Genomic DNA, 24,207 nt, shown 5'->3' on the forward strand with positions numbered 1-24,207 from the left:
GTGGCCGACGAGAAGACCATTCCGCTGCTGCCCTGCCCGTCGATCGACGAGACCGAGGACTTCTACCGCGCGCTCGGTTTCACCCGGACCTACCGGCAGACGAAGCCCAACCCCTACCTGTGCGTGCGCCGGGAAGACCTGGAGCTGCACTTCTTCGGCATGGACCCGTTCGACCCCGCCGACTCCTACGGCTCCTGCCTGGTGATCGTCCCCGACACCGGGGCGCTGTTCGCCGAGTTCGCCGCGGGGCTGAGGGAGCGCTACGGCAAGCTGCCGCTCGCGGGCATCCCGCGGATCACCCGGCCCCGCAAGCGCAAGAACCAGGACAACCTCAGCGGCTTCACCGTGGTGGACCCGGGCGGCAACTGGCTGCGGATCTTCCCGGCCAAGCCCGAGCCCGCTGGCGCGGAGGCGAGCAGCCCGCTGGCCAAGGCCCTCGCCAACGCCGTCGTCCAGGGCGAGAGCCGAGGCGAGACGGCCCAGGCGATCCGCATCCTCGACACGAACCTGGCCAAGGCGGGCCCGGACGACGACCGCGCCGAAGCGCTGCTGTACCGCGCGGAACTGGCGCTGCGCGTGCAGGACCACGACCGGGCGCGGGAGATCGTCGCCGAGCTGACCGGCATGGGCGTCGAGATCCCCGAGGAACTGGCCGAGGCCTGTCGCTAGGACATGACCGCGTACTGCCCGACGTCCACGGAGACGATCATCGCGCTCAGGTCGTCGCCGGGGCCGTCGCCGCGGAAGCCCGCCAGCGCCTCCACCGACTCCCACCGCTCGTAGACGACCACCCGGTCGTCGTCCACCGGGTCGGCCGTGACCACGAACTCCAGGCAGCCGACGGTCGCCCTGGCCTGGACGACGGCGGGCCGGGACGCGGCGACGAACTCGTCCCGCCGCCCCTGCGCGATCCGGAGGGAACCAGCGACGATCACCATGACCGCAAGGCTAGCCGGTCTTGCCCTGGTCGCTGCTCAGCCACTTCTCCGGGCGCATCCGGACCAGCACCGACGACTCCCCCAGCGCCGAGTCGACGTAGCCGTCGGCCTCCTCCGGCGAGAGGTAGCGGCCCGCGATGGCCACGGCCTGCTCCCGGGTCGGCGGGGCGTCGGCGGCCACGACCGGCCCCTCGACCGAGACGTACCGGTACGGCAGCTCCTCGCTCTGCGCCACCAGCGTGAACCGGCCCGCCTTGCGGAGCACCTTGTCCTTGACGGAATCGCGCTCGATCCACACCTGGACCTCGCCGTCGGCGTAGCGGTACCAGACGGGCACCGCCAGCGGACCCCGGTCGGCCCGCCCGACGGCGATCACCCCGACCCGGCGCTCGTTCAGGAACGCCTCGCGCTCCTCGACCGTCATCACCTGCGTCATCGTTCGTCTCCCCTCGCTCGGTCAGGACAACCGCGCGGAGCGGACCCGCATTCCCGGCGCAGGCAGGTTCCGGTCACCCCATTGGATCAAGGAGCCGGACCCGGTTGACTGGGCGGATGGAAGAGAAGCTGCCGAAGGCCCTGCGCCCCACCCGCGTGCTGATGTACGTGCAGGGCGGGCTGGGCATCCTGGGCAACCTGCTGATCCTCGTGCTGCTGGCCGCGGTCGACGACGAGGGCGCGGGCCTGCTCATCGCCCTCACGGTGGTGGGCGTCGTGCTGGCCGCGGTCATCCTCGTCGCCGCGGCGATGATGCACCGCAGACCACCGTGGGTGCGCCCGACCGTGCTCACGGTCGAGGCGATCGTGGTGGCCAACGGCGTCATCAACCTCATCGCGGGCCTGTCCGCTGGCGCGTTCTCGCCGATGATGCTGCTCCCGCTGGTGTTCGGCGTGCTGGTCATCCAGGCGCTCACCCGGCAGGAGGCCAGGGACTGGTTCGCGGGCCAGCCCGTCTAGAAGGCGGTGTCCCGGGCGACCTTCTCCCAGGCGCCGATCTCGGCGCGCACGCCGTCCAGGTGCCCCACGATCGCGTCAACGGCGTCCGCGCCCAGCGGCAGCCGCAACGGCGTGTCGTCCGCGTCCAGGGCGGCGATGATGGCCGCGGCCGCCTTGGCCGGGTCGCCCGGCTGGGCGCCGTCCGCTGTGGACACCATCCGCCCTCCAGGGCGAACTTCGTGGCGCTGTAGGCGCCGAACCCTGCGAACGACAGCTGCCCGCCCATGCTGCTGAGCTGCACGATCGCGCCGGACCGCCGGGCGCGCATGTGCGGGAAGCACGGCCCGGACCAGCGCGGCGGGGCCGAACACGTGCACGTCGAACAGCGACCGCAGTTCGGCGTCGGTGGTCTCCTCGACCGCCCCGACGTGCGTGCGGCCCGCGTTGTTGACCAGCACGTCGATCCGCCCGTGCTCGGCGACGACCTCGGCGACGGCAGCGGCGACGGTGACGTCGAGCCGCTTCGCGACCACCTGTGATCCACTCTGCCGGGACGCCGGGCCTCTGTCACCGAACGGCGGACAGGATGTGCTGCTCGCCCCACCTGGCCAGCGGGGCGAGGGCGTCGTTGAGCGAGACGCCGAGCGGGGTCAGGGAGTACTCCACGTGCGGCGGCACCGTCGGCAGGGCCTCGCGGCGAACGATGCCGTCCTGCTCCAGCTCACGCAGGTGCGAGGCGAGCACCTTCTCGGTCACGCCGGGCAGCATCCGCCGCAGCTCGCCGAAGCGCCGGACGCCCTCGCCGAGCGCCCACAGGATGCCCACCTTCCACTTGCCGTCGATGATGTCCATCGCCGCCTCGGTTCCACAGTGGTACGCGCCGGGCCGCTTCGCCATGTCTCCCCCTGTCTCGGTACGCACTTCAGGGTAACCACCCACTTCGAAGTGCGTACTTGATCAAGCCTCGGCGCGGACCGAAGGTAGGGGCATGACCGACCTGACCCTTCTCGGCCTCGGCGACATGGGCGCCGCCCTGGCCCGCACCTGGCTCGCCGCAGGCCGCTCCCTGACCGTGTGGAACCGCACCCCGGCCCGCGCCGAGCCCTTCGGCGACGCCGCCGTCGCGACCGCGGCGGAGGCCGTCGCCGCGAGCCGCCTCATCGTCGTGTGCCTTCTCGACGACGCCAGCGTCGGCGCGGCCCTGGCCGACGTCGACCTCACCGGCAAGGACGTGGTTAACCTGACCACCTCCACGCCTGCCCAGGCCCGCGCGCGGGCGGAATGGGCCCGCGAGCGCGGCGCCCGCTTCCTCGACGGCGGCATCATGGCAGTCCCGCCGATGATCGGCGGCCCGGAGGCGTACATCTTCTACAGCGGCTCCCGCGAGCTGTTCGACCTGCACGCCGACGTCCTCGCGGTGCCCGCCGGGACGAAGTACGTCGGCGAGGACCCCGGCTACGCCGCCCTCCACGACGTGGCCCTGCTGTGCGCGATGAACGGCATGTTCGGCGGAGTGGCGCACGCCTTCGCGCTGATCCGCAACGAGGACATCGCCCCCACCGCCTTCGCACCCCTGCTCGCCGACTGGCTCAAGGCGATGGCGGACGTGGCGCACCTGCACGCCGACCAGTTGGAGAGCGGCGACTACCGCAAGGGCGTCGTCTCCAACCTGGCGATGCAGGTCGCGGGCATCCCCACACTGCTGGACACGACGAAGGACCAGGGCGTCAGCCCGGAACTGCTGACCCCATACCTGTCCCTCATGCGCCGCCGCCTGTCGGAAGGCCACGGCGACGAGGACACGGTCGGCATCGTCGACCTGCTCACTCAGCCCAAGGTGCCCGCGTAGGCGAGAACGCCAAGCCCCAGCGCCGCGACGAGGATCGTCCTACGGGTCGGTTTCAGCGCGCGGCGCAGGGCCTGGGCGCCTGGGCCCGCAGTTCTGCGGGCAACCTGGTAGCAGGAAGCCTAGAACGCTCTTACAACAACCACGACGCACTGCCGCTCGGCTAATGAGCGAAGTTCCCGACGTCCGGCCGCGCTGGTCTCGATGACCCGCAATCGGCCCCGGTTTGCCGCGCAGCGTGGTAATGGAGGGAAATCAACTCGCCTAGCGGTACCGCTTTTCGCGACACCCGCGACAAATCGTGTCTCTCCACGCTCCACGGCGGTGGCCAGGTGTGGAGGCCGTGATCCGGGGCGATCGCGGCGACCTCTGGTTGCCATCCCGGCCACCGGAGGGATCGGTAGAACTCGTCCAGCGCGCCGTTGAGCATCGCTTCCAGCCAGTCCGCGTAACCGAGTTCTAGGTCGACCCAACTGAGGTCATCCGGCCCGAAGTAGTGCACCGTCGGTCGGCCCTCGCTGTTAGGCATCCAGGCGAACTGTCCGCCCAGCACGTCATAGGCGATAGTCGAACCGTCAGAGAACACGTCCGGCAACGCCTCGGTCCCGCTCCCCAGGACCCGCAGCCACCCGTGGTCGACAAGCAGACCGCCAGTCTCGGCCACCACCGCGCCGAGCCAGGACTTGGCCGTGATGGACAACTTGCTCAAACACCTCCGCGCACGGGCAGGATCGGCAGGCAGCACGGAAATGCCGTACGGCGACCCCTCGATCGCCGCCACCACTTCGTCCCACGCGCTCGTCATCCGGCCTTCCCGTCTCGTCTACTTCACCACATGAAAGTCCGGGTGCGCGTTCCATGCGGCCATCGCGGGCCCGTCGAGGTAGACGGCCCCGTCGACTCGGATCAAGCGGCCAGCGGTCTCCAGGCAGTGAAGGAGATCAGCAGAAGGAGGAGTGCGGAACTCAACGAAAACCCAACCCCCGGCCCGCTCCGCAACTCGCTGGGCCATCCGCCCCAGAGCAGGCCGACCCGCGATGTCACTGGTGAAGATGTGCAGCAGGATTTCGGAGCGCATGCCGGTTCCTGCCGTCCGCTCGACGGCCCGCAGATCAAACTCCTCATGCGGGAAGTCAAGGGAGTAGCCGTAGGGCAATCCGTCGGCCGAGTACCAGTACTCGGAATCAGGCGCACACCGGGTCAAGCCTTCGGCGATCATCTCCTCCACCACGACCGCCTCAGCCCGCTCAGCGGTGAACGGATTCAAGACAGCCAACGTCGTTCCACCCATGGCGGGGAGTAGACACTTCCCACCAGGCTGCTGCCAACCTCATTCAATCGCGGATATCGTCGCGATCGTGGACAGCTGGTCGGAGTATGTGGCAGCGTTCCAAGCGCTTGCGCGGGCCAGGACGTCCGTGCGGCAAGCATCCCAGCGAGTGGAGTGGCTGAGTGCTGCCCTGACAGGTCGCGCATGGGAGCGCGCAGCCGCCTTGGAGTTCCTCGCCGCCTTCTCCGACGATGTGCCCACCCTCCTGGACCGCGTGTTCGCGGCGTCCGTGTCCCACAAGACCGGCCCGGCCGCCTGGGAGGTGCTCCGCCGCGCCGACGAACGCGGACTTGTCGACGGAGAGAGGCTGGCCAAGCTGATGTGGGCTGAACTGGACGCCGAAGGCGCCACCGAATTCGAGTACGGCTGCGTGATCAGCCTTCTCCGAGCCCTCAACGCGACAGACCTACTGACCGCCGTCCGTGAGCGCGCCCTCGCGAGTCCCGACCCTGCCGTCCGGAGGATGGGCGGGTGAGCGCTGGTTGTGGGGCGGGTGGGGCTCGAACCCACGGCCAAGGGATTATGAGTCCCCTGCTCTGACCAACTGAGCTACCGCCCCGTCCCTGGGGATCCTACCCGGCGACCGGGCCGAACATGATCCACTACCCAGGCAAAGAAATAGCCCAGGTCAGCGGACCTGGGCTAGAAGCTCCTCCAGCTGGACTCGAACCAGCAACCCTTCGATTAACAGTCGAATGCTCTGCCAATTGAGCTATGGAGGAAGGGCCTCCGTCGGGCGCGCCCGACGGGAGGTAACTCTAGCGCATGCTTCGGGGCCGCTTCGCGGGGGTACCTCCCCGACCGTGCGCGGGGGGCACGGAGGATGGAGCAAGTTGCTGTCGAGGGCCGGGAGGCGAGCGCTGTGGTGGGGTTCTTGCTCGGAGCTGCGGTCGGGTACGTCCTTGGCGCCAAGGCGGGGCGGGGGCGGTACGACCAGCTGGTGCGGACGTACCGGCGGCTGAGCGACAACCCCGCGGTGCAGGGCGCCGCCGGGATCGCGCGGGCCAAGCTGGGGTTCGACAAGCGCCGCGGCTAGGGCGTCCTGGCGACGACGAACACCCGGCGGAACGGGAACCACGTGGTGCCGTCCGGGCGGGGTGGGTATTCGGCGCGCAGCAGGGGCGCGAGGGTGGCGCGGAACTGCTCCCACTCGGCGTCGTCCAGGGCGGCGCGGACGGGGCGCAGGGCCGTGCCGGTGATCCACTCGAGGACGGGGTCCTCGCCGTCCAGGCAGTGCAGGTACGTGGTCTCCCAGGCGTCGACCTCGCAGCCGGTGAACAGGTCCGCGTACTCCGCGGGGGTCAGGACGGCGTCCTCGTCGCGCAGCGGGCCGATGCGGTCGCGCCAGATCGGGTCGGCGGCGAGTTCGCGGGTCAGGACGTGGGACGGGGCGGCGAAGTTGCCCGGGACCTGCACGGCGATCCACGCGTGCGACGGCAGCGCCGACGCCCAGGCGCGCAGGAGGTCGGCGTGGTCGGGGACCCACTGCAAGGCGGCGTTGCTGATCACCACGTCGGTGTCGGCGGCGGGTTCCCAGGTCCGCAGGTCCCCCTCGCGGACGTCGACACCGCGGGCCTTGGCGGCCGCGACCATCTCCGGCGACGAGTCGATGCCCGCAATCCGGGCACCTGGCCAGCGGTGCGAGAGGGTCGCGGTGAGCGTGCCGGGGCCGCAACCCAGGTCGACGACGGACCGCGGGTGCGCGGCGGCGACCCGGGCGACCAGGTCGTAGAACGGACGGCCGCGCTGGTCACCGAACGCGAGGTAGTCGGCGGGGTTCCACATGACGCCTCCCTGAGCATGTAAACCGTACGTACGGTTTACCAGATCAGTCGGGGTCGCGGGCAGCCTCGATCTTGGCCGCGACTTCCGCGGCGACCGCCCGGACCGCCTCGACGTCGACGCCCTCGTCCGGCCGGACCTGCAGGACCACGCCGTCGCGCCCGGGCACCTTGCGCTGGACGAACCACGCGCCGCCCCCGGGCAGTTCCTGCCGGTGGCGGGACCGGATGGACCCGGTGACCCGCTGGTGGACGGCCTGCGGCAGCTTGCCCGGCTGCTCGACGGCGATCCGGCGCGGGGCGAGGTCGCGCAGCAGGACGGCGCTGCCCGCCGCACCCGCCTCCTCGGCCTCTGTGATGGTGAACACACCGGCCGCCCACGCCGCCTTCGACACCAGGTGCCAGCCGATGCGCCGCGTGCCCTCGCCCTCGGGCACCCACAGGCCCAGCGACGTCGCCACCAGGTGACCGCCACCGCGGACCGGCGCGGACGCGGCCACGGCCTCGTCGCGGTCGAGCTGACCGGGGAAGCCCGAGGGGAGCCCGCCGCCGAAGATCCGGGAGAAGAGGCTCATTCGAACTCACCCGCCGCCTGCTTGCCCAATGCCTTGTACCACTCCTCCATCGCCACGATGTCCCCCCAGAGCGCGCGTGCCTCGTCCGGTTCCTCGACCGGGGACACGCGCTGCAGCCGCGACTTCAGGTCCGCGATCTGCCGGGCGACCAGCTCGCGCTGCACCGCGGCGAGGATCGCGGCGGCGTAGCGCTCGGCGGCGGCGTTCTTGTTCGGCAGCGGCATCGGCTCCACGGCCAGCTCGCTGGCCAGGGTGCGCAGGACCTGCGTGGCGCAGTTCTTGCTGACCGCCTCCAGCAGGTCGGCGCCCGCCAGCCCGCAGGACGCGCCCCCGGCGTCGAGGATCGCGCGGTGCAGGGCGTCGTAGGCGGGGTGGGTGAACACCTCGGCGGGCAGCGCGTCGTACATCGGGCCCGCGAGGGCGGGCTCCTGGAGCGCCAGCTTGATCACTTCCCGCTGCGCGCGCAGCTTGTGGTCGCGGGGGTCCGGGCGCGAGGGGCCGCTGACGTCGACGGCGAGCGCGCCCTGGTTGGGGTCGACCGGCTTGGCCTTCTTCGGCTGGGTCGCCGTCCCGCCCGCGGTCTCGCGGACCCGGCGCACGACGGTGGCCATGTCGTCCCAGCCGACCCAGCCCGCGAGCTGGCGGGCGTAGTCGTCGCGCAGGGAGTGGTCCTTGATCCCGGCGACCATGGGGACGGTGCGCCGCAACGCCTCGACGCGGCCCTCGGCGGTGTCCAGGTCGTGCTCGGCGAGCACGGCGCGGATGGCGAAGGCGAACAGCGGCTGCCTGCGCGCGACCAGGTCGCGCACGGCGACCTCGCCCTTGTGCTGGCGCAGCTCGCAGGGGTCCATGCCGTCGGGGGCGATGGCGATGAACGTCTTGGCGGCGAACTGCTGGTCACCCTCGTCGAAGGCCTTGCGCGCCGCCTTCTGTCCCGCCTCGTCGCCGTCGAAGGTGAAGATGACCTCGCCGCGGAAGGCGTCGTCGTCCATCAGCAGCCTGCGCAGCACGCCGATGTGCTCCTTGCCGAACGCCGTCCCGCAGGACGCGACCGCGGTGGGCACCTCGGCGGCGTGCATGGCCATGACGTCGGTGTACCCCTCGACGACGACGACCTGGTGCCGCTTGGCGATCTCGCGCTTGGCCAGGTCGAGGCCGAACAGCACGTGCGACTTCTTGTAGATCGCCGTCTCGTTGGTGTTGAGGTACTTCGCCTGGATCTGGTCGTCGTCGTAGAGCCTGCGCGCGCCGAAGCCGACGACGTCGCCGCTGATGTCCTTGATCGGCCAGAGCAGCCTGCGGTGGAAGCGGTCGATCGGCCCCTGCCTGCCCTCGCGGGAGAGCCCGGCCTTGATCAGCTCGGCGACCTCGAACCCGCGCCCGAGCAGGTGCTTGGTGAGCCGGTCCCAGCCCGCGGGGGCGTAGCCGCAGCCGAACCTGGTCCAGATCGCCTCGTCGAAGCCGCGCTCGGCGAGGAAGTCGCGGCCCTTGACGGCCTCGGGCGAGCGCAGTTGCTCGGCGTAGAACTCGGCGGCGGCCTTGTGCGCGTCGACGAGCCGGGCGCGCGTGCCCCGGTCACGCTGAACGCTGGTGCCGCCGCCCTCGTAGGTGAGCTGCACCCCGCAGCGCTCGGCCAGCCGCTCGACCGACTCGACGAACGAGAGGTGGTCGATCTTCATGATGAAGGCGATGACGTCGCCGCCCTCGCCGCAGCCGAAGCAGTGGAAGGTGCCGTGCGTGGCCCGCACGTTGAACGACGGCGTCTTCTCGTCGTGGAACGGGCACAGCCCCTTCAGCGCGCCGCCGCCCGCCCTGCGCAGCGCCACGTACTCGCCGATGACGTCGTCGATGCGACTGCGCTCGCGTACGAGCGCGATGTCGCTCTCCCGGATGCGCCCCGCCACAGCCGTCGAGTCTATGCGCGCCGATCAGCCGGACTACGATGGGCCTCGTGACCGTTGGGAACGCCGTGCTCGCCGAGCGCTTCACCGAGCACCGCGGGCACCTGCTGGGGGTGGCCTACCGGCTGACCGGCACGATCGCCGACGCCGAGGACGCCGTCCAGGACGCCTGGCTGCGTCTGTCCACTGTGGACAACCCGTCGGACATCCGCGACCTGCGCGGCTGGCTGACCACCGTCGTCGGCAGGCTCTGCCTCGACCGCCTGCGCTCGGCCGCCGTCCGCCGCGAGCGCTACATCGGCCCGTGGCTGCCCGAACCCGTGGTCACCCCGCTCGACGGCGCCCCCGGCGAGAACCCCCTGGACGTGGTCGTCCGCGACGACGGCGTGCGCATGGCCGCACTCGTCGTCCTCGACCGCCTCACCCCCGAGCAGCGCGTCGCCTTCGTCCTGCACGACGCCTTCGGCATCCCGTACGCCGAGATCGCCTCGACGCTGGGCTGCACGGAGGTCACCGCCCGCCAGCACGCCTCCCGGGGCAGGCGCATCGCCGCCGACGCCGACCCGCCGCCCCGCCAGGCCCTGTCCGAGCAGCAGGAGGTCCTCGGCCGCTTCCTGGCCGCCCTCGCCACCGGCGACGTCCGGTCCGTCGTCGAGCTGCTGCACCCGGACGCCGTCTTCGTCGGCGACAGCGACGGCAAGGCCCGCACGGCCCGCCACCGCATCGAGGGCACGGACAAGATCTCCCGCTTCCTCATCGGCCTGCTGCGCCAGTACGGCGTGGACCGCCTCGGCGAACTACGCCCCGTCCTGGTCAACGGCGACATGGGCATGGCCCTGCCGGACGTCCCCGGCCCCCGCCCCATCGCCCGCCGCGTCACCGCCTTCGCCATCCGCGACGGCCTCGTCGTCGGCATCTACGACGTGGTCAACCCGGACAAGCTCACCCGGCTGCCGGAGTAGCCGCGCCCCATTCGACCGTTGATCGAAGGGTTGCTGGTCCGAGTCGCCGCTCCTTCCGGAGCACTCGAGCGACCCCGCACCGCCACGGCCCGACGACCAACCGGCCCGACAACCAACCGGTCCGGCACAGGCCTCCGGTGACCGCAGCCACCGCCTCCCGACGACCGCTCACCGCCAGCACCCGACGACCGCTCAACACCGTTCCCGGTGCCCGTTCAACCCGGGACCCGGTGACCGTCGCGCAGGACAGCTGTCAGATCCGGCAGCGGTCTCCCGGTGACCGTCGCGCAGGACACCTGTGAGGGTCCGGCACCGGTCTCCCGGTGGCCTTCCCGGCGCTGGCTCCCCTGAGCGGCGATGCCAGGTCCCGACGCCCGTGGCAGGCGCCTGCCGACGCGGGACCGTGCGGGCATCACCCCTTGCGGCGCCAGTCCGCAAGGCCGTCAGGGCGTGGGGATCCGGCACGCGTCGCCGGTGCTGAAGCCCTGGTCGACGATGCCGAGGGCGCTGTTCACGCGAGCGCGCATGTTCTCCAATCCGATGTGGTACGTCAGCTCGATTACTCCCTTCTCGCCGAAGGTGGCGGTGAGTTCCGCGACCTGGGCGTCGGTGACGGTGACCTGGTCGCCGGTCATCGCGTCCGCATAGGCGATGGCCAGGCGCTCCTCGGCCGTGTAGGCGGGGTGTTCTGCGTAGGCGTCGATGTGCTTCAGGCGCTCGAGGTCGAGGCCCTCCAGCCGCTGGAGCATGGCGCCGAAGTCGACGCACCACGAGCACCCCAGGACCTGGGCGACCCGGTAGACCGCCAGTTCCCGGACGTTCGCGGGCAGCGTCTTGGACGCCTTCTCCACGGCCATCTCGTGCTTGCCGCCCGCCACCATCAGCTTCGGGTGGTGGGCCGTCACCGCGAACGGCTCGGGCACCGCGCCGAAACGACGGCGGGCGAACCAGTACAGGGCACGCACGATCGGGCCTGCGTCCTTCTTCGAGACCGCGGGGATGCGGGGCATCGCTGACCTCCCAGGTGTCGGTGGCTGACACAAGGAGGACGAGACGCCGCGCGGACCCGTGACAGCCCCGGATCAGGACGGGTCGGTGACACGCGCCACGAAGTACACCACCCCCGTCTCCTTGTGCCGCACGACGAACAGGAACGGGCGGTCGGCGGTGACCACGACCGGCTCCGGCGGCAGCGACATCAGCCGCAGCATCACCGCGGTCGCGGCCGCGCCCTCGAAGCCCTGCTCGTCGACCTTGAGCACCGACTCGTGGATGACCGACTGCACGGCCAGCCAGTCCGGGCTGATGCCGCCGAGGTCGGCCTCGCGGGTGAACACCGTGCGCACGCCCAGCGCCTGCAGGGCGTCGCTCAGCTCGGCCTGGGTCTTGACCTTCATCCGCGGCAGGGACAGCTGGACCTGGGTCGGGTCCGGCGCGTCCAGCAGCGTGCCGAGGGACTGCCCGGTCAGGGCGGCTTCGGCGTCGGCGAGCTCACCGTCGGGCAGCAGGACGACGGCCTCGACGCCGCCCTTGCCCGGCAGGGACACCACCTGCCAGCCGTCGCGGGCGGCGTAGCCCACCCGCTCGTTCAGCATCATCATCGGCACGTCCACCGGCCCCCCGGCGGTGGTGAAGGGCCGTTCCGACGTGCCGCCCTCCTCGAACGGATACCGCCACGCGCTCTTCAGGTACAGCGCGTTGACCAGCGAGGACACGGTGTCCCTGCGGATCGTGCCCGGCGCCAGCAGCTCGGGGATCAGCTGCCGGGTCGTCTCGGCGACGTCCTCGTTGATCATGTCGCGGGCCTTCTCCGGCTCCGTGCGGAACGGCGCGCTGCGCACGGAGCCGTCCGACCAGCCCGCGAGCAGCTCGGCGAAGGAGCGGTGGATGGTGATGGTGTCGTCCGCCCAGAGCGTGTTGGACACCGCCAGCACCGGGGCGTCCTCGTCGTCCGACGGAGCCAGCCGGGACGCGCCCGCTATGGCCGAGGTCAGCGCGTCGAGGTCGCCGAGCACGGCGGTGAGCTCGTCCTGGCTGGGGCCGCGCGCGCCGAGGGCGAGCAGGCCGAGCGCGCTTGCCACCGAGAACGGCGACCAGCAGACCTGCTCTCCCGGATCCGGCGCGACGGCCCGGTGCAGGCTGAGGGTGAAGTCCAGCACGGCAGTTCTCCCGACTTGTGGTGGGGTCTCGGATGCCGAGTCTGCCGGCTGGGTCAGCGGGTGCCGGGGAAGTTATCCACAGGGCTGGAGTTGTCCACAAGGGCGAGGTGCCAGGTGGCGGCCTGGGCGTCGGTCAGGGATGCTGTCTGGTCGATCACGACGCGCAGCCGCTCGGCATCGTCCGAAGCAGCCGCCCAGGCGGGCTGGAACGCTGGTTCTAGAGCATCGGGAGCACGGTCGCACAGCGTCGCGACCAGCTCGGTCAGCATGGCCCGCTGCCTGGCCTGCACTGCCAGCCGGTCGGGATCGCTCATGACGTAGTGCAGCGCCATCGCCTTGAGCAGCGCCACCTCGCACTGCACCTGTTCGGGGACCACCAGGTCGACCGCATAGCGGGTGAGCGGGCCGTCGCCGTGCGCTCGCCGGGTCGCGGTGACCACCGCCGAGGCGAATCGACCGACGAGTTCGCTGGTCAGACGCTTGAGCGCGACCTGAGCGCCGAGGGTGCCGTCGTAGTCGTGGTCGGCGAGTTCGGCCACGACCGGCAGCCGGAGCAGGACCGTCGCGGCTTCCTCGATGTCGGTCACGGCGTGGTCGGAGAAGTGCTTCGCGGCCAGCGCGGCCAGCACCGCCCGTTCCTGACCGTCGGCCAGCGACCGCACGCGGATGCGTCCCGCGCGGACCCCGTCCTCCACGTCGTGCACGGAATACGCGACATCGTCCGACCAGTCCATGACCTGGGCCTCGACGCAGCGGCGGCCGTCGGGAGCACCCCTGCGGACCCACTCGAAGATCGGCAGGTCGTCGGCGTACGCGCCGAACTTGACGGTGTCGGGGCGACGCGGCCACGGGTACTTGGTCGACGCGTCCAAGGCGGCACGGGTGAGGTTCATGCCGTAGCCGAGGACCTTGGGCTCCAGTCGGGTGAGGATGCGCAGGGTCTGGGCGTTGCCCTCGAAGCCGCCGCACGCCCGGGCCGCCTGGTCGAGGGCGCGTTCGCCGTTGTGGCCGAACGGCGGGTGGCCGATGTCGTGGGCGAGGCCCGCGGTGTCGACGATGTCGGGATCGCAGCCCAGCTCCTCGGCGATGCCCCGGCCGATCTGAGCGACCTCCAGCGAGTGGGTGAGCCGGGTGCGCGGGACGCCGTGCGCCTCCGAGCCCTCGTGCGGGCCCACGACCTGCGTCTTCCCGGCGAGCCTGCGCAGGGCGGCGGAGTGCAGCACGCGCGCGCGGTCGCGGCTGAACGGCGTGCGGACGGCGGGCCACGCGTCCGGCAGGTCCGCGCTCTTGGGCGGCTCGACGTGCGCGCGTTCCCAGTCGGCCTCGGTGTAGCCGGAGATCACCGCAGCAGCGTACTCAGCCGACTTCCTGATCGATGGCGATCTGGTCAGCGCTCGCGTTCGTGGCGCGGTAGTAGAGCAGTGCCGCGGTCTCGCGCATGATGTATTTCAGCTGCGTCTCGCGGGTCTGCACGATGGGTCCGGTGTGCGTGGGCGACGTCCAGGCGTCCAGACCGGCGTCGCCTGCCATTGTGCGGGCGCGCAGGGAGTGCCAGGGGTCGCTGACGATGACCGCGGTGGACCAGCCGCGCTTCTTGACCTCGGCGGCGACGGCCCGCAGGCTGCCGAGCGTGTCGTTGCCCTCGCCGACGCCGATGATCCGGTCGGCGGGCACGCCCCGCTTCATCAGCCAGTTCCGGCCCGCCTCGGCCTCGGTGTACTGGTCGCCCTCACGCCTTCCACCTGCGGTGACGACGTAGTCGGCGACGTTCTGCTCGTAGAGCGCCTTGGCTTGGCGCAGGCGAGCCTCCAACACCTTGGACGGCTTGCCCGCGTACTGCGCGGCCCCGAGGACGATCACCACGTCGGCGCGGTCGCGGTCGTCGATGCGGGCGACCTGCCACACCCGGAACGCGGTCCCGCCGACCAACAGGAGCCCCATCAGGACTAAGCCGATCAGGAGTCTGCGCAGGAAACGGCGGAACGGGTGTGGTGGGGACGACACCCGACACATTCTTCCAGAGGTGACGGCCCGCGCGCCGGGCCGGGGAACTTAGCAGAGGGGAACGACAACCCAGGAGTGTGGAACCGGATCCATCCACAGGGCAACTAACTGTCCACAGACCGTGAAGTTGTCCTGGCGGCCTCCGGGCCACCCGCGATTGGCTGGAAGCATGACGACGAACCAAGCTCTCGTGGACCTCGACCGACTGCCGTCCGTGTTCCCGCACGGCGTCGCCCGCGCGGCCGAACTGGCCGCCCTCGGCTTCTCCGGCGCGGAGATCGAACGGTGTTGCGGCCCGGCCGGGCCCTGGCAGCAGCTCGACGACGGCGTCGTGCTGATGCACCAGAGCAAACCCGCCCGCGAACACCGACTACAGGCGGCGCTGGGCGTCGCCGCGCCCGGCGCCGTCATCACCGGACGGGAGGCGATGTGGCTGCACGGGCTCCCGGTGTTTCCGCTGGGCGCGATCCATCTGCTGGTGGCGGGCAGAGCCGCGGAGCGCAACGACGGGTCGGTGGTGGTGGAGCGGGTGGCGCGGTTGCCGGATACTCAGCTCCGGCACCGGTTCCCGGTGGCGCCGCTCGTCCGGGCCACTGTGGACGCTTGCCTGCGCACGCGGTCCATCGGCGAGATCAAGGTCTTGTTGTTGGAGGCCACGCAACGCGGCGGACTGGCGATCGGTGACGTCTATGGGGAACTCCAGCGGGAACGACGCAAGGGGACGTCCATCCTGCGCGCGGTCCTCGCCGACATGCGCAAGATGGAGCACCGGCTGCACGAGAGGCTGGCGAAGGAGGTCGTGAAGCTCGCCGGACTGCCCGCGCCGACCTGGCGAACACGGCTGTCCACAGGAGACAACGTCCATCTCGGCACCGTCGACGCCTGGTGGCCGGACGTGGGCCTGGCCTGGGACGCCGACATCGACCGCCCGGGCGACCCCTGCGACGACGGCACGGCCGCCACCCGGCTGTCGCGGTACTTGGCGGCGGGGGTGATCGCGGCGCACACGGTGCCCACCCGCTTGCGCGAACACACCGAGGCCGTCGCGGGCGAGCTGCGGGCGTTGTACCAGCTGGCGTCGGCCACCCCGATGCCGAACGTGCGGGCGTATTGGTAGGTGCCGGGGACAGGAAGGCGGCTTGTGCACGCGGTCGAGTAGCGGACAGCGCGGACAGCGCGGCCCGGCGCGGGCGGAGGAAGGGAGACAGGCAGGGAGACAAGGCGGGGAGGGATCAGGGGGCGGCGGCTGGGCTGGGGTCCGGGCAGGGGCGTCACGGGGGGTGCCAGCTGGTGGCCAGGGCAGCTCTCGCGTGGGCATTGGGCCGCAGCACGCGACCTCGCTGGTGCCCCGCGTCGCCGCCGCGGATCTGAGCGTGCAACCAGCGCTCGCGATCGTGCCCCGGGTCGGTGGGCTGGTTGATCAGACAGTCGAGGTCAGCCCGTCGGCGACCGTGGATCAGCTGAGTTAGCGGCCAGCGGCGGAAGCTGAGCTGGCGATTGAGCACTGAGGCCGTAGCAACCAACGAGGAGGTGGAGCCAAACCACAACTGAATACGCCGCTGCCCCGCCACTCGGGGCGGGGCAGCGGGAGCGGAGGGGTCAGCAGCCGATCAGCTGCGCGGCCAGGTACGACTCCAGGTTGTCCAGGGAGATGCGTTCCTGCGACATCGTGTCGCGCTCGCGGACCGTCACCGCGTGGTCGGTGAGGGTGTCGAAGTCGATGGTGACGCAGAACGGGGTGCCGATCTCGTCCTGCCTGCGGTAGCGCCTGCCGATGGCGCCTGCGTCGTCGAAGTCGATGTTCCAGTGCTTGCGGAGGGCGGCGGCGACGTCGCGGGCCTTCGGGGAGAGGTCGGCGTTGCGGGACAGCGGGAGGACCGCGACCTTGACCGGGGCCAGCCTGCGGTCCAGGCGCAGGACGATGCGCTTGTCCACACCGCCCTTGGCGTTGGGGGCCTCGTCCTCGGTGTAGGCCTCGACCAGGAAGGCCATCATCGGGCGGCCGACGCCCGCTGCCGGTTCGATGACGAACGGGCGGTAGCGGGAGTTGGTGGCCTGGTCGAAGTACGACAGGTCCACGCCGGAGTGGTTGGAGTGGGTCGTCAGGTCGAAGTCGGTGCGGTTGGCGATGCCCTCCAGCTCACCCCACTCCGAACCGGAGAAGCCGAAGCGGTACTCGATGTCGACCGTGCGCTTCGAGTAGTGGGACAGCTTCTCCTTCGGGTGCTCGTAGACCCGCAGGTTGTCCTTGTCGATGCCCAGGTCGGTGTACCAGCGCGTGCGCTCGTCGATCCAGTACTGGTGCCATTCCTCGTCCGTGCCCGGCTCGACGAAGAACTCCATCTCCATCTGCTCGAACTCGCGGGTGCGGAAGATGAAGTTGCCCGGCGTGATCTCGTTGCGGAACGACTTGCCGATCTGGCCGATGCCGAACGGCGGCTTGCGCCGCGACGTGGTCTGCACGTTGAGGAAGTTCACGAAGATGCCCTGCGCGGTCTCCGGGCGCAGGTAGTGCAGGCCCTCCTCGGACTCGACCGGGCCGAGGTGTGTCTTGAGCATCATGTTGAACTCGCGCGGCTCGGTGTACTGGCCGCGGACGCCGCAGTTGGGGCAGGGGACGTCGGAGAGGTTGTCCTCCGAGACCTCCTTGCCGGTGCGCGACGAGTGCTCCTCGGCGAGGGTGTCCGCGCGGAAGCGCTTGTGGCAGTTGGTGCACTCCACCAGCGGGTCGTGGAAGGCGCCGACGTGGCCGGACGCGACCCAGACCTGGCGCGGCAGGATCACCGACGAGTCGAGGCCGACGACGTCCTCGCGGCCCTGCACCATGGTCTTCCACCACTGGCGCTTGATGTTGTCCTTGAGCTCCACGCCCAGCGGGCCGTAGTCCCACGCGGACCGCGTCCCGCCGTAGATCTCCCCGCACGGGTAAACGAAGCCTCGGCGCTTGCAGAGACTGACCACGGTGTCGATCCGGTCGGCTGCCACTGACCCTCCAGCGGGAGAACTACGAGCAAGGACGCAAGGGTAGCCATGCGGCCAGCGGACCCGACCGGGGGATTCGTCCCGGCGTCCGCTCGCCTCGGCCAGCCCCGGTAAACGGTAACGCCTGGACAGCGGGTGACCGGAAGCGGATTACCGCGCGGACGCCGGACCACCCGCCTCGCCGAGCCGGACGGTGCCCGCGTCGGCGGCCAGCAGGCTGGTGTGCTCGCGCACACCGTCGCCGTCGGCCTCCAGCACGACCTCGTAGGCCGCGGGCTCGGCGCTGTCCGCGCGAGCCAGGAACGGGATGACGTGCGTGCGGACGTCGAACGGCGACATCGCGCGGCGGTAGGCGGCGATGGACTCGAACTCGACGGTCAGCACCCACGTGTCCGTCTCGGTGGAGCGCACGAACAGGCCGCGGCGGCAGCCCGGCTGGGCCAGCAGCAGCGACAGGGCGCGCTTGGCGTCGGCGACCAGGGCCTCCGCCTCGGTGAACCGGGCGATGAGCAGCACGCGGGGCCTTCCTGGGAACGGGGTGTCGCTAACCTAGCGGCTTCACCAGCGGTCCAGCACGAGGAGGACGCCGTGGCCAGGAACCGGTCGATGCGGACACCGCTGCTGCCAGGGCGCGGCCCGCTGGCCAAGGTGCCGCCGATCGCGGCGTTCCTGCTGGTCATCGGGCTGTTCGCGGCCGGGGTGTTGATCAAGGGGCCGCTGGGAGCGGCCCTGCTGCTCACCCTCGCGGTCGCCGTCGCGGCGCTGCTCGCCGCGACGTGGGGAGTGCTCGGTCCTGCGCAGCGGGCCGGGCGTGTCCTGGTCGTCGGCGTGGTGGTGGCGATCGCGATCTCCGTGCTGTGACGGCGCGGCGGGGCGACCGGCAATTGTCCGAGACGCCTAGAATGGTGAATACGGAAACCATCACACCCGGCGGCTCGGGCTGTCGTCGGAGGCGAGGGAGGACGATGTCGACCGTGACCCCGGACGCCGCCCCGGACGAGTTGCGCTCCACCGAGCACTCGCCGGACCGACCTGCGGTGCACCGGGTGACCCGGCGACCAGCGACCACCCTGGCCGCCGCGGGTGACCTGCTGCGCGCGCTGGCCGCGCCGGTGCGCATCGCCATCGTGCTCGAACTGCGCGAGGCCGACCGCTGCGTGCACGAGCTGGTCGAGGCCCTCGGGGTCGCGCAGCCGCTCATCAGCCAGCACCTGCGGGTGCTGAAGTCCGCTGGGGTCGTGCACGGCGAGCGACACGGCCGCGAGGTCGTCTACCGCCTGGTCGACGAGCACCTGTCGCACATCGTGGTGGACGCCGTCGCGCACGTGGAGGAGGAGTGACCGACGACCGCTCCGCGGCGACCGTGCCGGGCAAGCGCTCCACCCGCCAGCGCACCGCCGTCGCCCGCCTGCTCGACCAGCTCGACGACTTCCGCTCGGCGCAGGAGCTGCACGAGGAGCTGCGCAAGCGCGGCGAGGGCATCGGCCTGACCACGGTCTACCGCACGCTGCAGTCGCTGGCCGACGCAGGCGAGATCGACGTGCTGCGCACCGACTCCGGCGAGGCCATCTACCGCCGCTGCTCCAGCCACCACCACCATCACCTGGTGTGCCGCTCGTGCGGGCACACCGTCGAGGTCGAGGGGCCCGCGGTCGAGCGGTGGGCCGAGCGGGTCGCCGCCGAGAACGGCTTCTCCGACGTCAGCCACACCGTCGAGATCTTCGGCACCTGCGAGCGCTGCGCGGCCTGAGTATCCGGCCCCCCGCCGCCAGGTTATCGAGCCCGGTGAGTGCCCGGCCACGGGTTGGTGGGCGCTGTGGATGGACAGCGACGGGACTGCCCGGCAGGGGGTGGCCGAGGCGGTCAGTGGGCCGAAGGCCGGGTCAGGCCTCGTAGGGGTTCTCGGGTTGGGGGATCTGGGACAGGCCCGTGACCGTGAGGGTGGGGACGTAGTCGGTTTCCTTGGTGGCGGTGCCCATCTGGACCTGGCCGACGGCCTCGACCCACATGTCGTTCTCCAGGGCGGAGGTGCCCTCGCCGTCCAGTTTGACCTTGACGGGGAAGGCGTCGGCCGCGCAGCAGGCGATGGACAGGCGGGCCAGGTAGACGGCGTCCTCCTGGGCGACGATGAAGCCGGTGAGGCGGACGGTGCGGTCCTTGAGGGAGTCGCCGGAGTCCCATGCGGCGCGGGCGGCGAAGTCGCTCATGGCGACGGAGATGACCTCGCCCTGGGGCAGGGGTGGGAACAGGGAGCGGCCGTCGGTGCCGGAGGCGCGGCTGGCGGCGGCGGAGTTGTCGGTGCGCATGACCGAGTCGGCGCCGAGGGCGGGCGGGGCGATGAGGAAGATCGCCAGGACCGGCAGGAGCAGGAGCCAGGCGCTGCGGGCGGAGTGGTTGTGCTCGCCCTCGTGGTCGGCGCCGTGGTCGTGGCCGGCATGGGAGGGGTCGGCCGTCACTGCGGCGTCGGCCTGGTCGACGGGGGTGTCGATGCGCTCGTGCGTGCCGTCGGGGGTCTCGGCGCGCTCGGGGCGGGGGCCGATCAGGTCGCGGCCGATGGAGATGACCGCGAGGGCCACCATCACCAGGCCGCCGCCGACCAGCCACGGGAGGTGGGCGGGCTTGACGTACTGCAGGTAGGCGCCCGTGAAGCTGATCTTGAGCAGGGCGCCGCCCGCCAGGATCAGCAGGATGTTCTGGGTCTCGCGCCTCATCCGATGCCTCCGAGGAACACCAGGCCCGCCACGACCGCGCAGGCCACCGCGACGACGAAGGTCGCCGGGGCGAAGCGCATCGCGAAGGAGCGGCCGAACGTGCCGGTCTGCAGGGCGAACAGCTTGACGTCGATGGCCGGGCCGACGACGAGGAACACCAGCTTGGGCAGCAGCGGCATGCCCGAGATCGACGCGGCCACGAAGGCGTCGGCCTCGCTGCACAGCGCCAGCAGCACGGCCAGGACCGCCATGACGATGACGCCGAGCACGATCTGCTCGCCCAGGGTGTCCACCCAGGACCTCGGGATCGCCACGTTGAGCACCGCCGCGGTCAGGCCGCCGATGACCAGGAACCCGCCCGCGTCGACCAGGTCGGCGCGGGAGGTCTCGAAGAACAGCTTCCAGCGGGTGCGGCCCTGCGGCTCGGGCAGCCGCCGCAGCGCCCGCTCGATGATCCACTCGGCCTTGCCGAAGCGCGCCCACAGCCAGCCCATGATGATCGCCGTCGCCAGCGAGCCGACCAGGCGGGCGGCCACCATCTCCGGGTTGTTCGGGAACGCCACGTTGGTCGCGACCAGCACGACCGGGTTCACCGCGGGCGCGGCCAGCAGGAACGCCAGCGCCACCGACGTCGGCACGCCCTGCTGCATCAGCCGCCTGGCCACCGGGACCGCGGCGCACTCGCAGGTCGGCAGCGCCACCCCGGCCACGCCCGCGACCGGCACCGCGGCCGCCTGCTTCTTCGGCAGCAGCCGGTTGAGCGCCGTGGCGGGCACGAACGCCGCGATCGCGCCGCTGATCAGCACGCCGAGCACCAGGAACGGCAGGGCCTGGACGCACACCGCGACGAAGATCGTCGCCCCGGTCTGGATGGAGCCGACGTCCAGCCAGGACGTCAGCCAGCTCTGTCCGAGCAGCGCCACGACCAGCAGCACGCACAGGACTTCCAGCGACGTGATCCGGCGCGTCGGCTTGTCCTCGGTGGCCCGCGGCTCTGCGGTGCTGACGTCCGTCATCGGCACTCCATCGCGGTATGCGGATATGTCACTCGGCGCATGATGCCGTAAGACGTGTCAGTCGCGGGAGCGCTGGACGACGGGTTTGCCCGATCCGGTGGTTCCCAGAAGATCCCCGCGCAACTGGGAAGCCGTCGACACCACCAGCAGCAGCAGCGTGCCGAGGGGCGCGGTGTCGAGGCCGTGGGCGGGGAAGGCGTACCGCAGGGTCACGTCCATGCCCCGCTCGGTGTGCACGACGCCGAGCGTGCCGAACAGGCCCTGGCCCGCGCGCTCGGCGGCGGACACGGCCAGCGCCGGGTCGTCGGGCAGGTCCCAGGCGACGACACAGGTCAGGCTGACGACCACCAGGCCCTCGGACAGCTCCATGGCCTGCACCGCGCACGGCACCTCGCCGTGCAGGAAGGTCAGCGAGCCGTCGTCGTCGACGGTGACGTCGTGGTAGAGCTCAAGGGCCTCGCGGGTGCGCTCGAGCAGCTCGGCCTCGGGCTTCATGCGGTGTCTCCGGTCTGCAGTTGGGCGGCGACCTCGTCGGAGTCCCGGGCCGCGCCGAAGCGGCGGTCGCGGCGGGCGTACTCGGTGACGGCGGCCCACAGGTGGGTGCGGTCGAAATCGGGCCAGAGGACGTCCTGGAACACCAGCTCGGCGTAGGCGGACTGCCAGAGCATGAAGTTCGACGTGCGCCGCTCCCCCGACGGCCGGATGAACAGGTCCACGTCGGGCATGTCCGGCTGGTACAGGTACTTCGCGACGGTGCGCTCGTCCACCTTGTCGGGGTTGATCTTCCCCTCGGCGGCGAGCTGGGCGATGCGGCGCGCGGCGTCGCCGATCTCGGCCCGGCCGCCGTAGTTGATGCACATCGCCAGGTGGAGCTTGTCGTTGGGCAGCGTGCGCTCCTCGGCGACCTCCAGCTCCCTGATGACGCTGCGCCACAGCCGCGGCCGCCGCCCTGCCCAGTGCATGCGCACGCCCATTTCGTCGAGCTCGTCGGTGCGGTGGCGGATCACGTCGCGGGAGAACCCCATGATGAACCGCACCTCCTCGGCGCTGCGCCGCCAGTTCTCGGTGGAGAAGGCGTACAGCGACAGCCACTTCACGCCGAGTTCGAGGCAGCCGATCGCGGCCTCGACGACCCGCGCCTCGCCGCGCTTGTGCCCCTCGACGCGGGTCAGCCCGCGCTGGTTGGCCCACCGCCCGTTGCCGTCCATCACGATGGCGACGTGCCGGGGTACCAGCTCGGCGGGGATGGCGGGCGGACGGGCGCCGGATGGGTGGGGCGCGGGCGGCCGTACCGGCCTGCCCGCCTCGCTCCGGCTGGGCGGGCGCCGTCGCAGCACCGCGGTACCTCCGAGTTCAGGGGGAGAAGACGTCCGGGCGCCGATCGTACCGAGCTAGGTGCGCTTGCGTTCCACCAGCGGCAGCGACCGCAGCTGCCGCTCCAGGTGCCACTGCAGCAGCGCGGCCACCAGCCCGGAGGTCTCCCTGCGCACCGGCTCGACGCTGGCCTCGGCGACGTCCCACGAGCCGTGCGCGAGCGCGTCCATCAGGGTGAGCACATCCCGGGACGGGCTGGCCGAGCCCGCCGGACGGCAGCGCGGGCAGACCGAGCCGCCCGCGGGCACGCTGAACGCCGGGTGCGGGCCGGGCTCACCGCACCGCGCGCACTCGCCGATGGCGGGCGCCCAGCCCGCGAACGCCAGCGCGCGCAGCAGGAACGCGTCGAGCACCAGGGACGCGTCCCTGGTGCCGTCGGCAAGGGCCCGCAGCGCGCCCGCGACCAGCAGGTACAGCCGCAGGACCGGCTCGCCCTCCTCGGCGGAGAGCCGGTCGGCGGTCTCCAGGACCGCGCAGCCCGCGGTGTAGCGGCGGTAGTCGGCGGCGATGGGCGCGCCGAAGGCGTCCAGCGTCTGCACCTGGGTGATCACGTCGAGCGTGCGTCCGGTGTAGAACTGCACGTCGACGTGGGCGAACGGCTCGACCCGCGCGCCGATGCGCGAGGTCATCCTGCGCACGCCCTTCGCCACGGCGCGCACCTTGCCGTGCTTCTGGGTGAGCAGGGTGATGATCCGGTCCGCCTCGCCGAGCTTCTGCACGCGGAGCACCACCCCGGTGTCGCGGTAGAGGCTCACCCGACGAGCTTAGATCGAGGCGAGCACCACGATGAGCCAGATGATGCCGAACACGCAGCCGAGACCGCCGATGATGGTGCCGATCAGGCAGATCGTCTTGGTCGTGTTCGACGCCGAGAGCGCCATCTGGTAGTCGCCGCGCATCTTGTGCTGGCCGACCTCGTTCGACTTCATCAGCGCGAGGATGCCGAACAGGATGCCGCCGATGAAGAAGCTGGCGATCGCCCAGCCCTTGTAGTCCGGGATGGCGTTGATGTCGCCGTAGGGCTGACCGTAACCGGGCTGGCCGTAGGGCTGCCCGTACGGCTGGCCGTAGCCCGGCTGGCCGTACGGCTGGGGCGGCTGCCCATAGGGCTGCTGGCCATACGGCGGCTGGCCGTAGGGCGGCTGCTGCCCGTACGGCTGCTGCGGCTGACCATAGGGATTGGTCACGAAAGTCCCCCTGGGAAACCCGGAAACGGTGTCGACTTCGCGGAAGGATAACCGGTGCCACCGACCGCCGTGTGGCGGATTCACACGTAAAGCGCGGAGAACGGCGCGAAGGGCAGGTTGCGGACCGCGAACCACACGATGAGCAGCGGGATCACCACGTGCGGGGTGTACTTCCAGTGCAGCCAGGAGCGCACGTGCCGCCCCCGAACCCGGCTGACCGTCCACGCCGCGACGGCCCAGGCGAACAGTCCGAGGAAGACGAACGACACCGCGTTGTAGCGCAAAGCCGCGCCGATATCGCCGTGCAGCAGGCTGTAAAGCATCCGCAGGCCGCCGCAGCCGGGGCAGCACACCCCGGCGAGCGCCTTGGTCGGGCAGGTCGGCAGCCAGCCGCCGGGGGTCGTCGGATCGGCCAGCAGCACGGCCGCGCACCCGCCTGCGGCGAGCGCGCCGATGGCCAGCGGCGGCGCCAGCGCCGCGGGCAGCGACCGCCGCGGCATGATCACCA

General features: G+C 71.2%; 32 protein-coding genes, 2 tRNA genes and 1 pseudogene. 10 read left to right on the top strand and 25 right to left on the bottom strand.

The genetic code is table 11. The features are described from left to right. Complete coding sequence (locus IEY98_RS19615) at positions 1 to 669, top strand: VOC family protein (RefSeq protein ID WP_189212030.1); 669 nt, start codon at positions 1 to 3, stop codon at positions 667 to 669. Here the strand turns inward: IEY98_RS19615 and IEY98_RS19620 are convergent. Next, on the bottom strand, positions 666 to 938 hold the full coding sequence (locus IEY98_RS19620; RefSeq protein WP_189212031.1) for a putative quinol monooxygenase: 273 nt from the start codon (positions 936 to 938) through the stop codon (positions 666 to 668). The two genes, IEY98_RS19615 and IEY98_RS19620, sit on opposite strands and share 4 nt — an antisense overlap. A 10-nt stretch (positions 939 to 948) precedes the next feature. Then, entirely contained in the window at positions 949 to 1,374 is a 426-nt protein-coding gene (locus tag IEY98_RS19625) for a pyridoxamine 5'-phosphate oxidase family protein (RefSeq protein WP_189212032.1), read from the bottom strand. Positions 1,375 to 1,490: 116 nt separating this feature from the next. On the opposite strand from IEY98_RS19625, the gene IEY98_RS19630 reads away from it, so the two are divergent. Further along, positions 1,491 to 1,892 (top strand): hypothetical protein, encoded by a 402-nt coding sequence (locus IEY98_RS19630; RefSeq protein WP_189212033.1) that lies wholly within the window; start codon positions 1,491 to 1,493, stop codon positions 1,890 to 1,892. Here the strand turns inward: IEY98_RS19630 and IEY98_RS32745 are convergent. The 3 genes and pseudogenes from IEY98_RS32745 to IEY98_RS19640 form a co-directional block, all read right to left on the bottom strand. Beyond that, positions 1,846 to 2,199, bottom strand: a complete 354-nt coding sequence (locus IEY98_RS32745; RefSeq protein WP_308425915.1) for an SDR family NAD(P)-dependent oxidoreductase — start codon at positions 2,197 to 2,199, stop codon at positions 1,846 to 1,848. The two genes, IEY98_RS19630 and IEY98_RS32745, sit on opposite strands and share 47 nt — an antisense overlap. A 7-nt stretch (positions 2,200 to 2,206) precedes the next feature. Beyond that, positions 2,207 to 2,404, bottom strand: a pseudogene (locus IEY98_RS32750) (SDR family NAD(P)-dependent oxidoreductase); the annotation flags it as partial. Between the two features lie 34 nt (positions 2,405 to 2,438). Continuing rightward, entirely contained in the window at positions 2,439 to 2,768 is a 330-nt protein-coding gene (locus tag IEY98_RS19640; RefSeq protein ID WP_189212034.1) for a winged helix-turn-helix transcriptional regulator, read from the bottom strand. A 91-nt stretch (positions 2,769 to 2,859) separates the two neighbouring features. Between IEY98_RS19640 and IEY98_RS19645 the strand changes: the two genes are divergently transcribed. Beyond that, positions 2,860 to 3,720 carry an NAD(P)-dependent oxidoreductase gene (locus IEY98_RS19645; protein WP_189212035.1) on the top strand — a complete coding sequence of 287 codons (861 nt, stop codon included), beginning with the start codon at positions 2,860 to 2,862 and terminating at the stop codon, positions 3,718 to 3,720. Positions 3,721 to 3,880: 160 nt separating this feature from the next. Here IEY98_RS19645 and IEY98_RS19650 read toward each other — a convergent pair whose 3' ends face one another. Continuing rightward, positions 3,881 to 4,522, bottom strand: coding sequence for a DUF2625 family protein (locus IEY98_RS19650; protein WP_189212036.1), 642 nt, complete (start codon positions 4,520 to 4,522; stop codon positions 3,881 to 3,883). Between the two features lie 18 nt (positions 4,523 to 4,540). Continuing rightward, complete coding sequence (locus IEY98_RS19655; RefSeq protein ID WP_189212037.1) at positions 4,541 to 5,008, bottom strand: hypothetical protein; 468 nt, start codon at positions 5,006 to 5,008, stop codon at positions 4,541 to 4,543. Between the two features lie 67 nt (positions 5,009 to 5,075). Here IEY98_RS19655 and IEY98_RS19660 point away from each other — a divergent pair, with 67 nt between their 5' ends. After that, positions 5,076 to 5,522: a hypothetical protein gene (locus IEY98_RS19660; protein ID WP_189212038.1), complete on the top strand. Its 447-nt coding sequence runs from the start codon at positions 5,076 to 5,078 to the stop codon at positions 5,520 to 5,522. A gap of 10 nt (positions 5,523 to 5,532) precedes the next feature. Here the strand turns inward: IEY98_RS19660 and IEY98_RS19665 are convergent. Both IEY98_RS19665 and IEY98_RS19670 read right to left on the bottom strand, forming a co-directional pair. Next, a tRNA-Ile gene (locus IEY98_RS19665) sits at positions 5,533 to 5,606 on the bottom strand. Between the two features lie 90 nt (positions 5,607 to 5,696). Beyond that, positions 5,697 to 5,769 (bottom strand) — tRNA-Asn (locus IEY98_RS19670). Positions 5,770 to 5,870: 101 nt separating this feature from the next. Here IEY98_RS19670 and IEY98_RS19675 point away from each other — a divergent pair. Beyond that, positions 5,871 to 6,083, top strand: a complete 213-nt coding sequence (locus IEY98_RS19675) for a hypothetical protein (RefSeq protein ID WP_373292416.1) — start codon at positions 5,871 to 5,873, stop codon at positions 6,081 to 6,083. On the opposite strand, the gene IEY98_RS19680 is transcribed toward IEY98_RS19675, so the two are convergent. The 3 genes from IEY98_RS19680 to dnaG are packed head-to-tail and all read right to left on the bottom strand — an operon-like array spanning position 6,080 to position 9,307. Continuing rightward, on the bottom strand, positions 6,080 to 6,832 hold the full coding sequence (locus IEY98_RS19680) for a trans-aconitate 2-methyltransferase (protein ID WP_189212039.1): 753 nt from the start codon (positions 6,830 to 6,832) through the stop codon (positions 6,080 to 6,082). The genes IEY98_RS19675 and IEY98_RS19680 overlap by 4 nt on opposite strands. Before the next feature lie 43 nt (positions 6,833 to 6,875). Then, the gene (locus tag IEY98_RS19685; RefSeq protein WP_189212040.1) at positions 6,876 to 7,403 is read right to left on the bottom strand and encodes a hypothetical protein; all 528 of its coding nucleotides are present in this window, start codon (positions 7,401 to 7,403) and stop codon (positions 6,876 to 6,878) included. Beyond that, entirely contained in the window at positions 7,400 to 9,307 is a 1,908-nt protein-coding gene (dnaG, locus tag IEY98_RS19690) for a DNA primase (protein ID WP_189212041.1), read from the bottom strand. The genes IEY98_RS19685 and dnaG overlap by 4 nt, the downstream gene beginning before the upstream one ends. A gap of 38 nt (positions 9,308 to 9,345) precedes the next feature. Here dnaG and IEY98_RS19695 point away from each other — a divergent pair, with 38 nt between their 5' ends. After that, a complete protein-coding gene (locus IEY98_RS19695; protein WP_189212042.1) occupies positions 9,346 to 10,266 on the top strand; it encodes a sigma-70 family RNA polymerase sigma factor in 921 nt (306 codons plus the stop codon). A 443-nt stretch (positions 10,267 to 10,709) separates the two neighbouring features. On the opposite strand, the gene IEY98_RS19700 is transcribed toward IEY98_RS19695, so the two are convergent. From IEY98_RS19700 to IEY98_RS19715, 4 genes are all read right to left on the bottom strand, one after another. Then, positions 10,710 to 11,276, bottom strand: coding sequence for a carboxymuconolactone decarboxylase family protein (locus IEY98_RS19700; RefSeq protein WP_189212043.1), 567 nt, complete (start codon positions 11,274 to 11,276; stop codon positions 10,710 to 10,712). Between the two features lie 72 nt (positions 11,277 to 11,348). Beyond that, positions 11,349 to 12,425, bottom strand: coding sequence for a serpin family protein (locus tag IEY98_RS19705; protein ID WP_229787089.1), 1,077 nt, complete (start codon positions 12,423 to 12,425; stop codon positions 11,349 to 11,351). A gap of 53 nt (positions 12,426 to 12,478) precedes the next feature. Beyond that, positions 12,479 to 13,768, bottom strand: coding sequence for a deoxyguanosinetriphosphate triphosphohydrolase (locus IEY98_RS19710; protein ID WP_189212044.1), 1,290 nt, complete (start codon positions 13,766 to 13,768; stop codon positions 12,479 to 12,481). A 13-nt stretch (positions 13,769 to 13,781) separates the two neighbouring features. Then, positions 13,782 to 14,366: a YdcF family protein gene (locus IEY98_RS19715; protein ID WP_229787090.1), complete on the bottom strand. Its 585-nt coding sequence runs from the start codon at positions 14,364 to 14,366 to the stop codon at positions 13,782 to 13,784. Between the two features lie 232 nt (positions 14,367 to 14,598). Here IEY98_RS19715 and IEY98_RS19720 point away from each other — a divergent pair, with 232 nt between their 5' ends. Continuing rightward, positions 14,599 to 15,546, top strand: coding sequence for a hypothetical protein (locus IEY98_RS19720; RefSeq protein WP_189212046.1), 948 nt, complete (start codon positions 14,599 to 14,601; stop codon positions 15,544 to 15,546). Positions 15,547 to 16,028: 482 nt separating this feature from the next. Here the strand turns inward: IEY98_RS19720 and IEY98_RS19725 are convergent, their stop codons facing one another. Beyond that, the gene (locus tag IEY98_RS19725) at positions 16,029 to 17,414 is read right to left on the bottom strand and encodes a glycine--tRNA ligase (RefSeq protein WP_189212047.1); all 1,386 of its coding nucleotides are present in this window, start codon (positions 17,412 to 17,414) and stop codon (positions 16,029 to 16,031) included. A gap of 147 nt (positions 17,415 to 17,561) precedes the next feature. Then, entirely contained in the window at positions 17,562 to 17,927 is a 366-nt protein-coding gene (locus IEY98_RS19730; protein WP_189212048.1) for an antibiotic biosynthesis monooxygenase family protein, read from the bottom strand. A gap of 72 nt (positions 17,928 to 17,999) precedes the next feature. On the opposite strand from IEY98_RS19730, the gene IEY98_RS19735 reads away from it, so the two are divergent. From IEY98_RS19735 to IEY98_RS19745, 3 genes are all read left to right on the top strand, one after another. Next, positions 18,000 to 18,272 carry a DUF6703 family protein gene (locus IEY98_RS19735; protein ID WP_229787091.1) on the top strand — a complete coding sequence of 91 codons (273 nt, stop codon included), beginning with the start codon at positions 18,000 to 18,002 and terminating at the stop codon, positions 18,270 to 18,272. 104 nt (positions 18,273 to 18,376) lie between these two features. Continuing rightward, positions 18,377 to 18,751 carry an ArsR/SmtB family transcription factor gene (locus IEY98_RS19740; protein ID WP_189212049.1) on the top strand — a complete coding sequence of 125 codons (375 nt, stop codon included), beginning with the start codon at positions 18,377 to 18,379 and terminating at the stop codon, positions 18,749 to 18,751. Beyond that, positions 18,748 to 19,161 carry a Fur family transcriptional regulator gene (locus tag IEY98_RS19745; protein ID WP_189212050.1) on the top strand — a complete coding sequence of 138 codons (414 nt, stop codon included), beginning with the start codon at positions 18,748 to 18,750 and terminating at the stop codon, positions 19,159 to 19,161. The genes IEY98_RS19740 and IEY98_RS19745 overlap by 4 nt, the downstream gene beginning before the upstream one ends. Positions 19,162 to 19,294: 133 nt before the next feature. On the opposite strand, the gene IEY98_RS19750 is transcribed toward IEY98_RS19745, so the two are convergent. The 7 genes from IEY98_RS19750 to IEY98_RS19780 form a co-directional block, all read right to left on the bottom strand. Beyond that, a complete protein-coding gene (locus IEY98_RS19750) occupies positions 19,295 to 20,122 on the bottom strand; it encodes a TIGR03943 family putative permease subunit (protein WP_189212051.1) in 828 nt (275 codons plus the stop codon). Further along, positions 20,119 to 21,138 carry a permease gene (locus IEY98_RS19755; RefSeq protein WP_189212052.1) on the bottom strand — a complete coding sequence of 340 codons (1,020 nt, stop codon included), beginning with the start codon at positions 21,136 to 21,138 and terminating at the stop codon, positions 20,119 to 20,121. The genes IEY98_RS19750 and IEY98_RS19755 overlap by 4 nt, the downstream gene beginning before the upstream one ends. Before the next feature lie 57 nt (positions 21,139 to 21,195). Further along, positions 21,196 to 21,633: a hypothetical protein gene (locus tag IEY98_RS19760; protein ID WP_189212053.1), complete on the bottom strand. Its 438-nt coding sequence runs from the start codon at positions 21,631 to 21,633 to the stop codon at positions 21,196 to 21,198. Continuing rightward, positions 21,630 to 22,475, bottom strand: a complete 846-nt coding sequence (locus IEY98_RS19765) for an isoprenyl transferase (RefSeq protein WP_373292417.1) — start codon at positions 22,473 to 22,475, stop codon at positions 21,630 to 21,632. The genes IEY98_RS19760 and IEY98_RS19765 overlap by 4 nt, the downstream gene beginning before the upstream one ends. Before the next feature lie 54 nt (positions 22,476 to 22,529). Then, complete coding sequence (recO, locus tag IEY98_RS19770) at positions 22,530 to 23,267, bottom strand: DNA repair protein RecO (RefSeq protein ID WP_189212054.1); 738 nt, start codon at positions 23,265 to 23,267, stop codon at positions 22,530 to 22,532. Positions 23,268 to 23,276: 9 nt separating this feature from the next. Beyond that, complete coding sequence (locus IEY98_RS19775) at positions 23,277 to 23,699, bottom strand: CD225/dispanin family protein (protein ID WP_189212055.1); 423 nt, start codon at positions 23,697 to 23,699, stop codon at positions 23,277 to 23,279. A gap of 80 nt (positions 23,700 to 23,779) precedes the next feature. Beyond that, positions 23,780 to 24,199, bottom strand: coding sequence for a DUF2752 domain-containing protein (locus tag IEY98_RS19780; RefSeq protein ID WP_189212056.1), 420 nt, complete (start codon positions 24,197 to 24,199; stop codon positions 23,780 to 23,782). Positions 24,200 to 24,207 lie beyond the last annotated feature (8 nt).

The sequence above is a fragment of the Actinokineospora fastidiosa genome (assembly GCF_014648415.1).
GTDB lineage: Bacteria > Actinomycetota > Actinomycetes > Mycobacteriales > Pseudonocardiaceae > Actinokineospora > Actinokineospora fastidiosa.

What these genes read in the sequence shown, in the direction of transcription:
- IEY98_RS19620 (WP_189212031.1), bottom strand. Translation starts at nt 938, where the DNA reads ATGGTGATCGTCGCTGGTTCCCTCCGGATCGCGCAGGGGCGGCGGGAC.
- IEY98_RS19625 (WP_189212032.1), bottom strand. Translation starts at nt 1,374, where the DNA reads ATGACGCAGGTGATGACGGTCGAGGAGCGCGAGGCGTTCCTGAACGAG.
- IEY98_RS19630 (WP_189212033.1), top strand. Translation starts at nt 1,491, where the DNA reads ATGGAAGAGAAGCTGCCGAAGGCCCTGCGCCCCACCCGCGTGCTGATG.
- IEY98_RS32745 (WP_308425915.1), bottom strand. Translation starts at nt 2,199, where the DNA reads ATGCGCGCCCGGCGGTCCGGCGCGATCGTGCAGCTCAGCAGCATGGGC.
- IEY98_RS19640 (WP_189212034.1), bottom strand. Translation starts at nt 2,768, where the DNA reads ATGGCGAAGCGGCCCGGCGCGTACCACTGTGGAACCGAGGCGGCGATG.
- IEY98_RS19645 (WP_189212035.1), top strand. Translation starts at nt 2,860, where the DNA reads ATGACCGACCTGACCCTTCTCGGCCTCGGCGACATGGGCGCCGCCCTG.
- IEY98_RS19650 (WP_189212036.1), bottom strand. Translation starts at nt 4,522, where the DNA reads ATGACGAGCGCGTGGGACGAAGTGGTGGCGGCGATCGAGGGGTCGCCG.
- IEY98_RS19655 (WP_189212037.1), bottom strand. Translation starts at nt 5,008, where the DNA reads ATGGGTGGAACGACGTTGGCTGTCTTGAATCCGTTCACCGCTGAGCGG.
- IEY98_RS19675 (WP_373292416.1), top strand. Translation starts at nt 5,871, where the DNA reads ATGGAGCAAGTTGCTGTCGAGGGCCGGGAGGCGAGCGCTGTGGTGGGG.
- IEY98_RS19680 (WP_189212039.1), bottom strand. Translation starts at nt 6,832, where the DNA reads ATGTGGAACCCCGCCGACTACCTCGCGTTCGGTGACCAGCGCGGCCGT.
- IEY98_RS19685 (WP_189212040.1), bottom strand. Translation starts at nt 7,403, where the DNA reads ATGAGCCTCTTCTCCCGGATCTTCGGCGGCGGGCTCCCCTCGGGCTTC.
- IEY98_RS19695 (WP_189212042.1), top strand. Translation starts at nt 9,346, where the DNA reads ATGGGCCTCGTGACCGTTGGGAACGCCGTGCTCGCCGAGCGCTTCACC.
- IEY98_RS19700 (WP_189212043.1), bottom strand. Translation starts at nt 11,276, where the DNA reads ATGCCCCGCATCCCCGCGGTCTCGAAGAAGGACGCAGGCCCGATCGTG.
- IEY98_RS19715 (WP_229787090.1), bottom strand. Translation starts at nt 14,366, where the DNA reads ATGGGGCTCCTGTTGGTCGGCGGGACCGCGTTCCGGGTGTGGCAGGTC.
- IEY98_RS19720 (WP_189212046.1), top strand. Translation starts at nt 14,599, where the DNA reads ATGACGACGAACCAAGCTCTCGTGGACCTCGACCGACTGCCGTCCGTG.
- IEY98_RS19740 (WP_189212049.1), top strand. Translation starts at nt 18,377, where the DNA reads ATGTCGACCGTGACCCCGGACGCCGCCCCGGACGAGTTGCGCTCCACC.
- IEY98_RS19750 (WP_189212051.1), bottom strand. Translation starts at nt 20,122, where the DNA reads ATGAGGCGCGAGACCCAGAACATCCTGCTGATCCTGGCGGGCGGCGCC.
- IEY98_RS19755 (WP_189212052.1), bottom strand. Translation starts at nt 21,138, where the DNA reads ATGACGGACGTCAGCACCGCAGAGCCGCGGGCCACCGAGGACAAGCCG.
- IEY98_RS19760 (WP_189212053.1), bottom strand. Translation starts at nt 21,633, where the DNA reads ATGAAGCCCGAGGCCGAGCTGCTCGAGCGCACCCGCGAGGCCCTTGAG.
- IEY98_RS19780 (WP_189212056.1), bottom strand. Translation starts at nt 24,199, where the DNA reads ATGCCGCGGCGGTCGCTGCCCGCGGCGCTGGCGCCGCCGCTGGCCATC.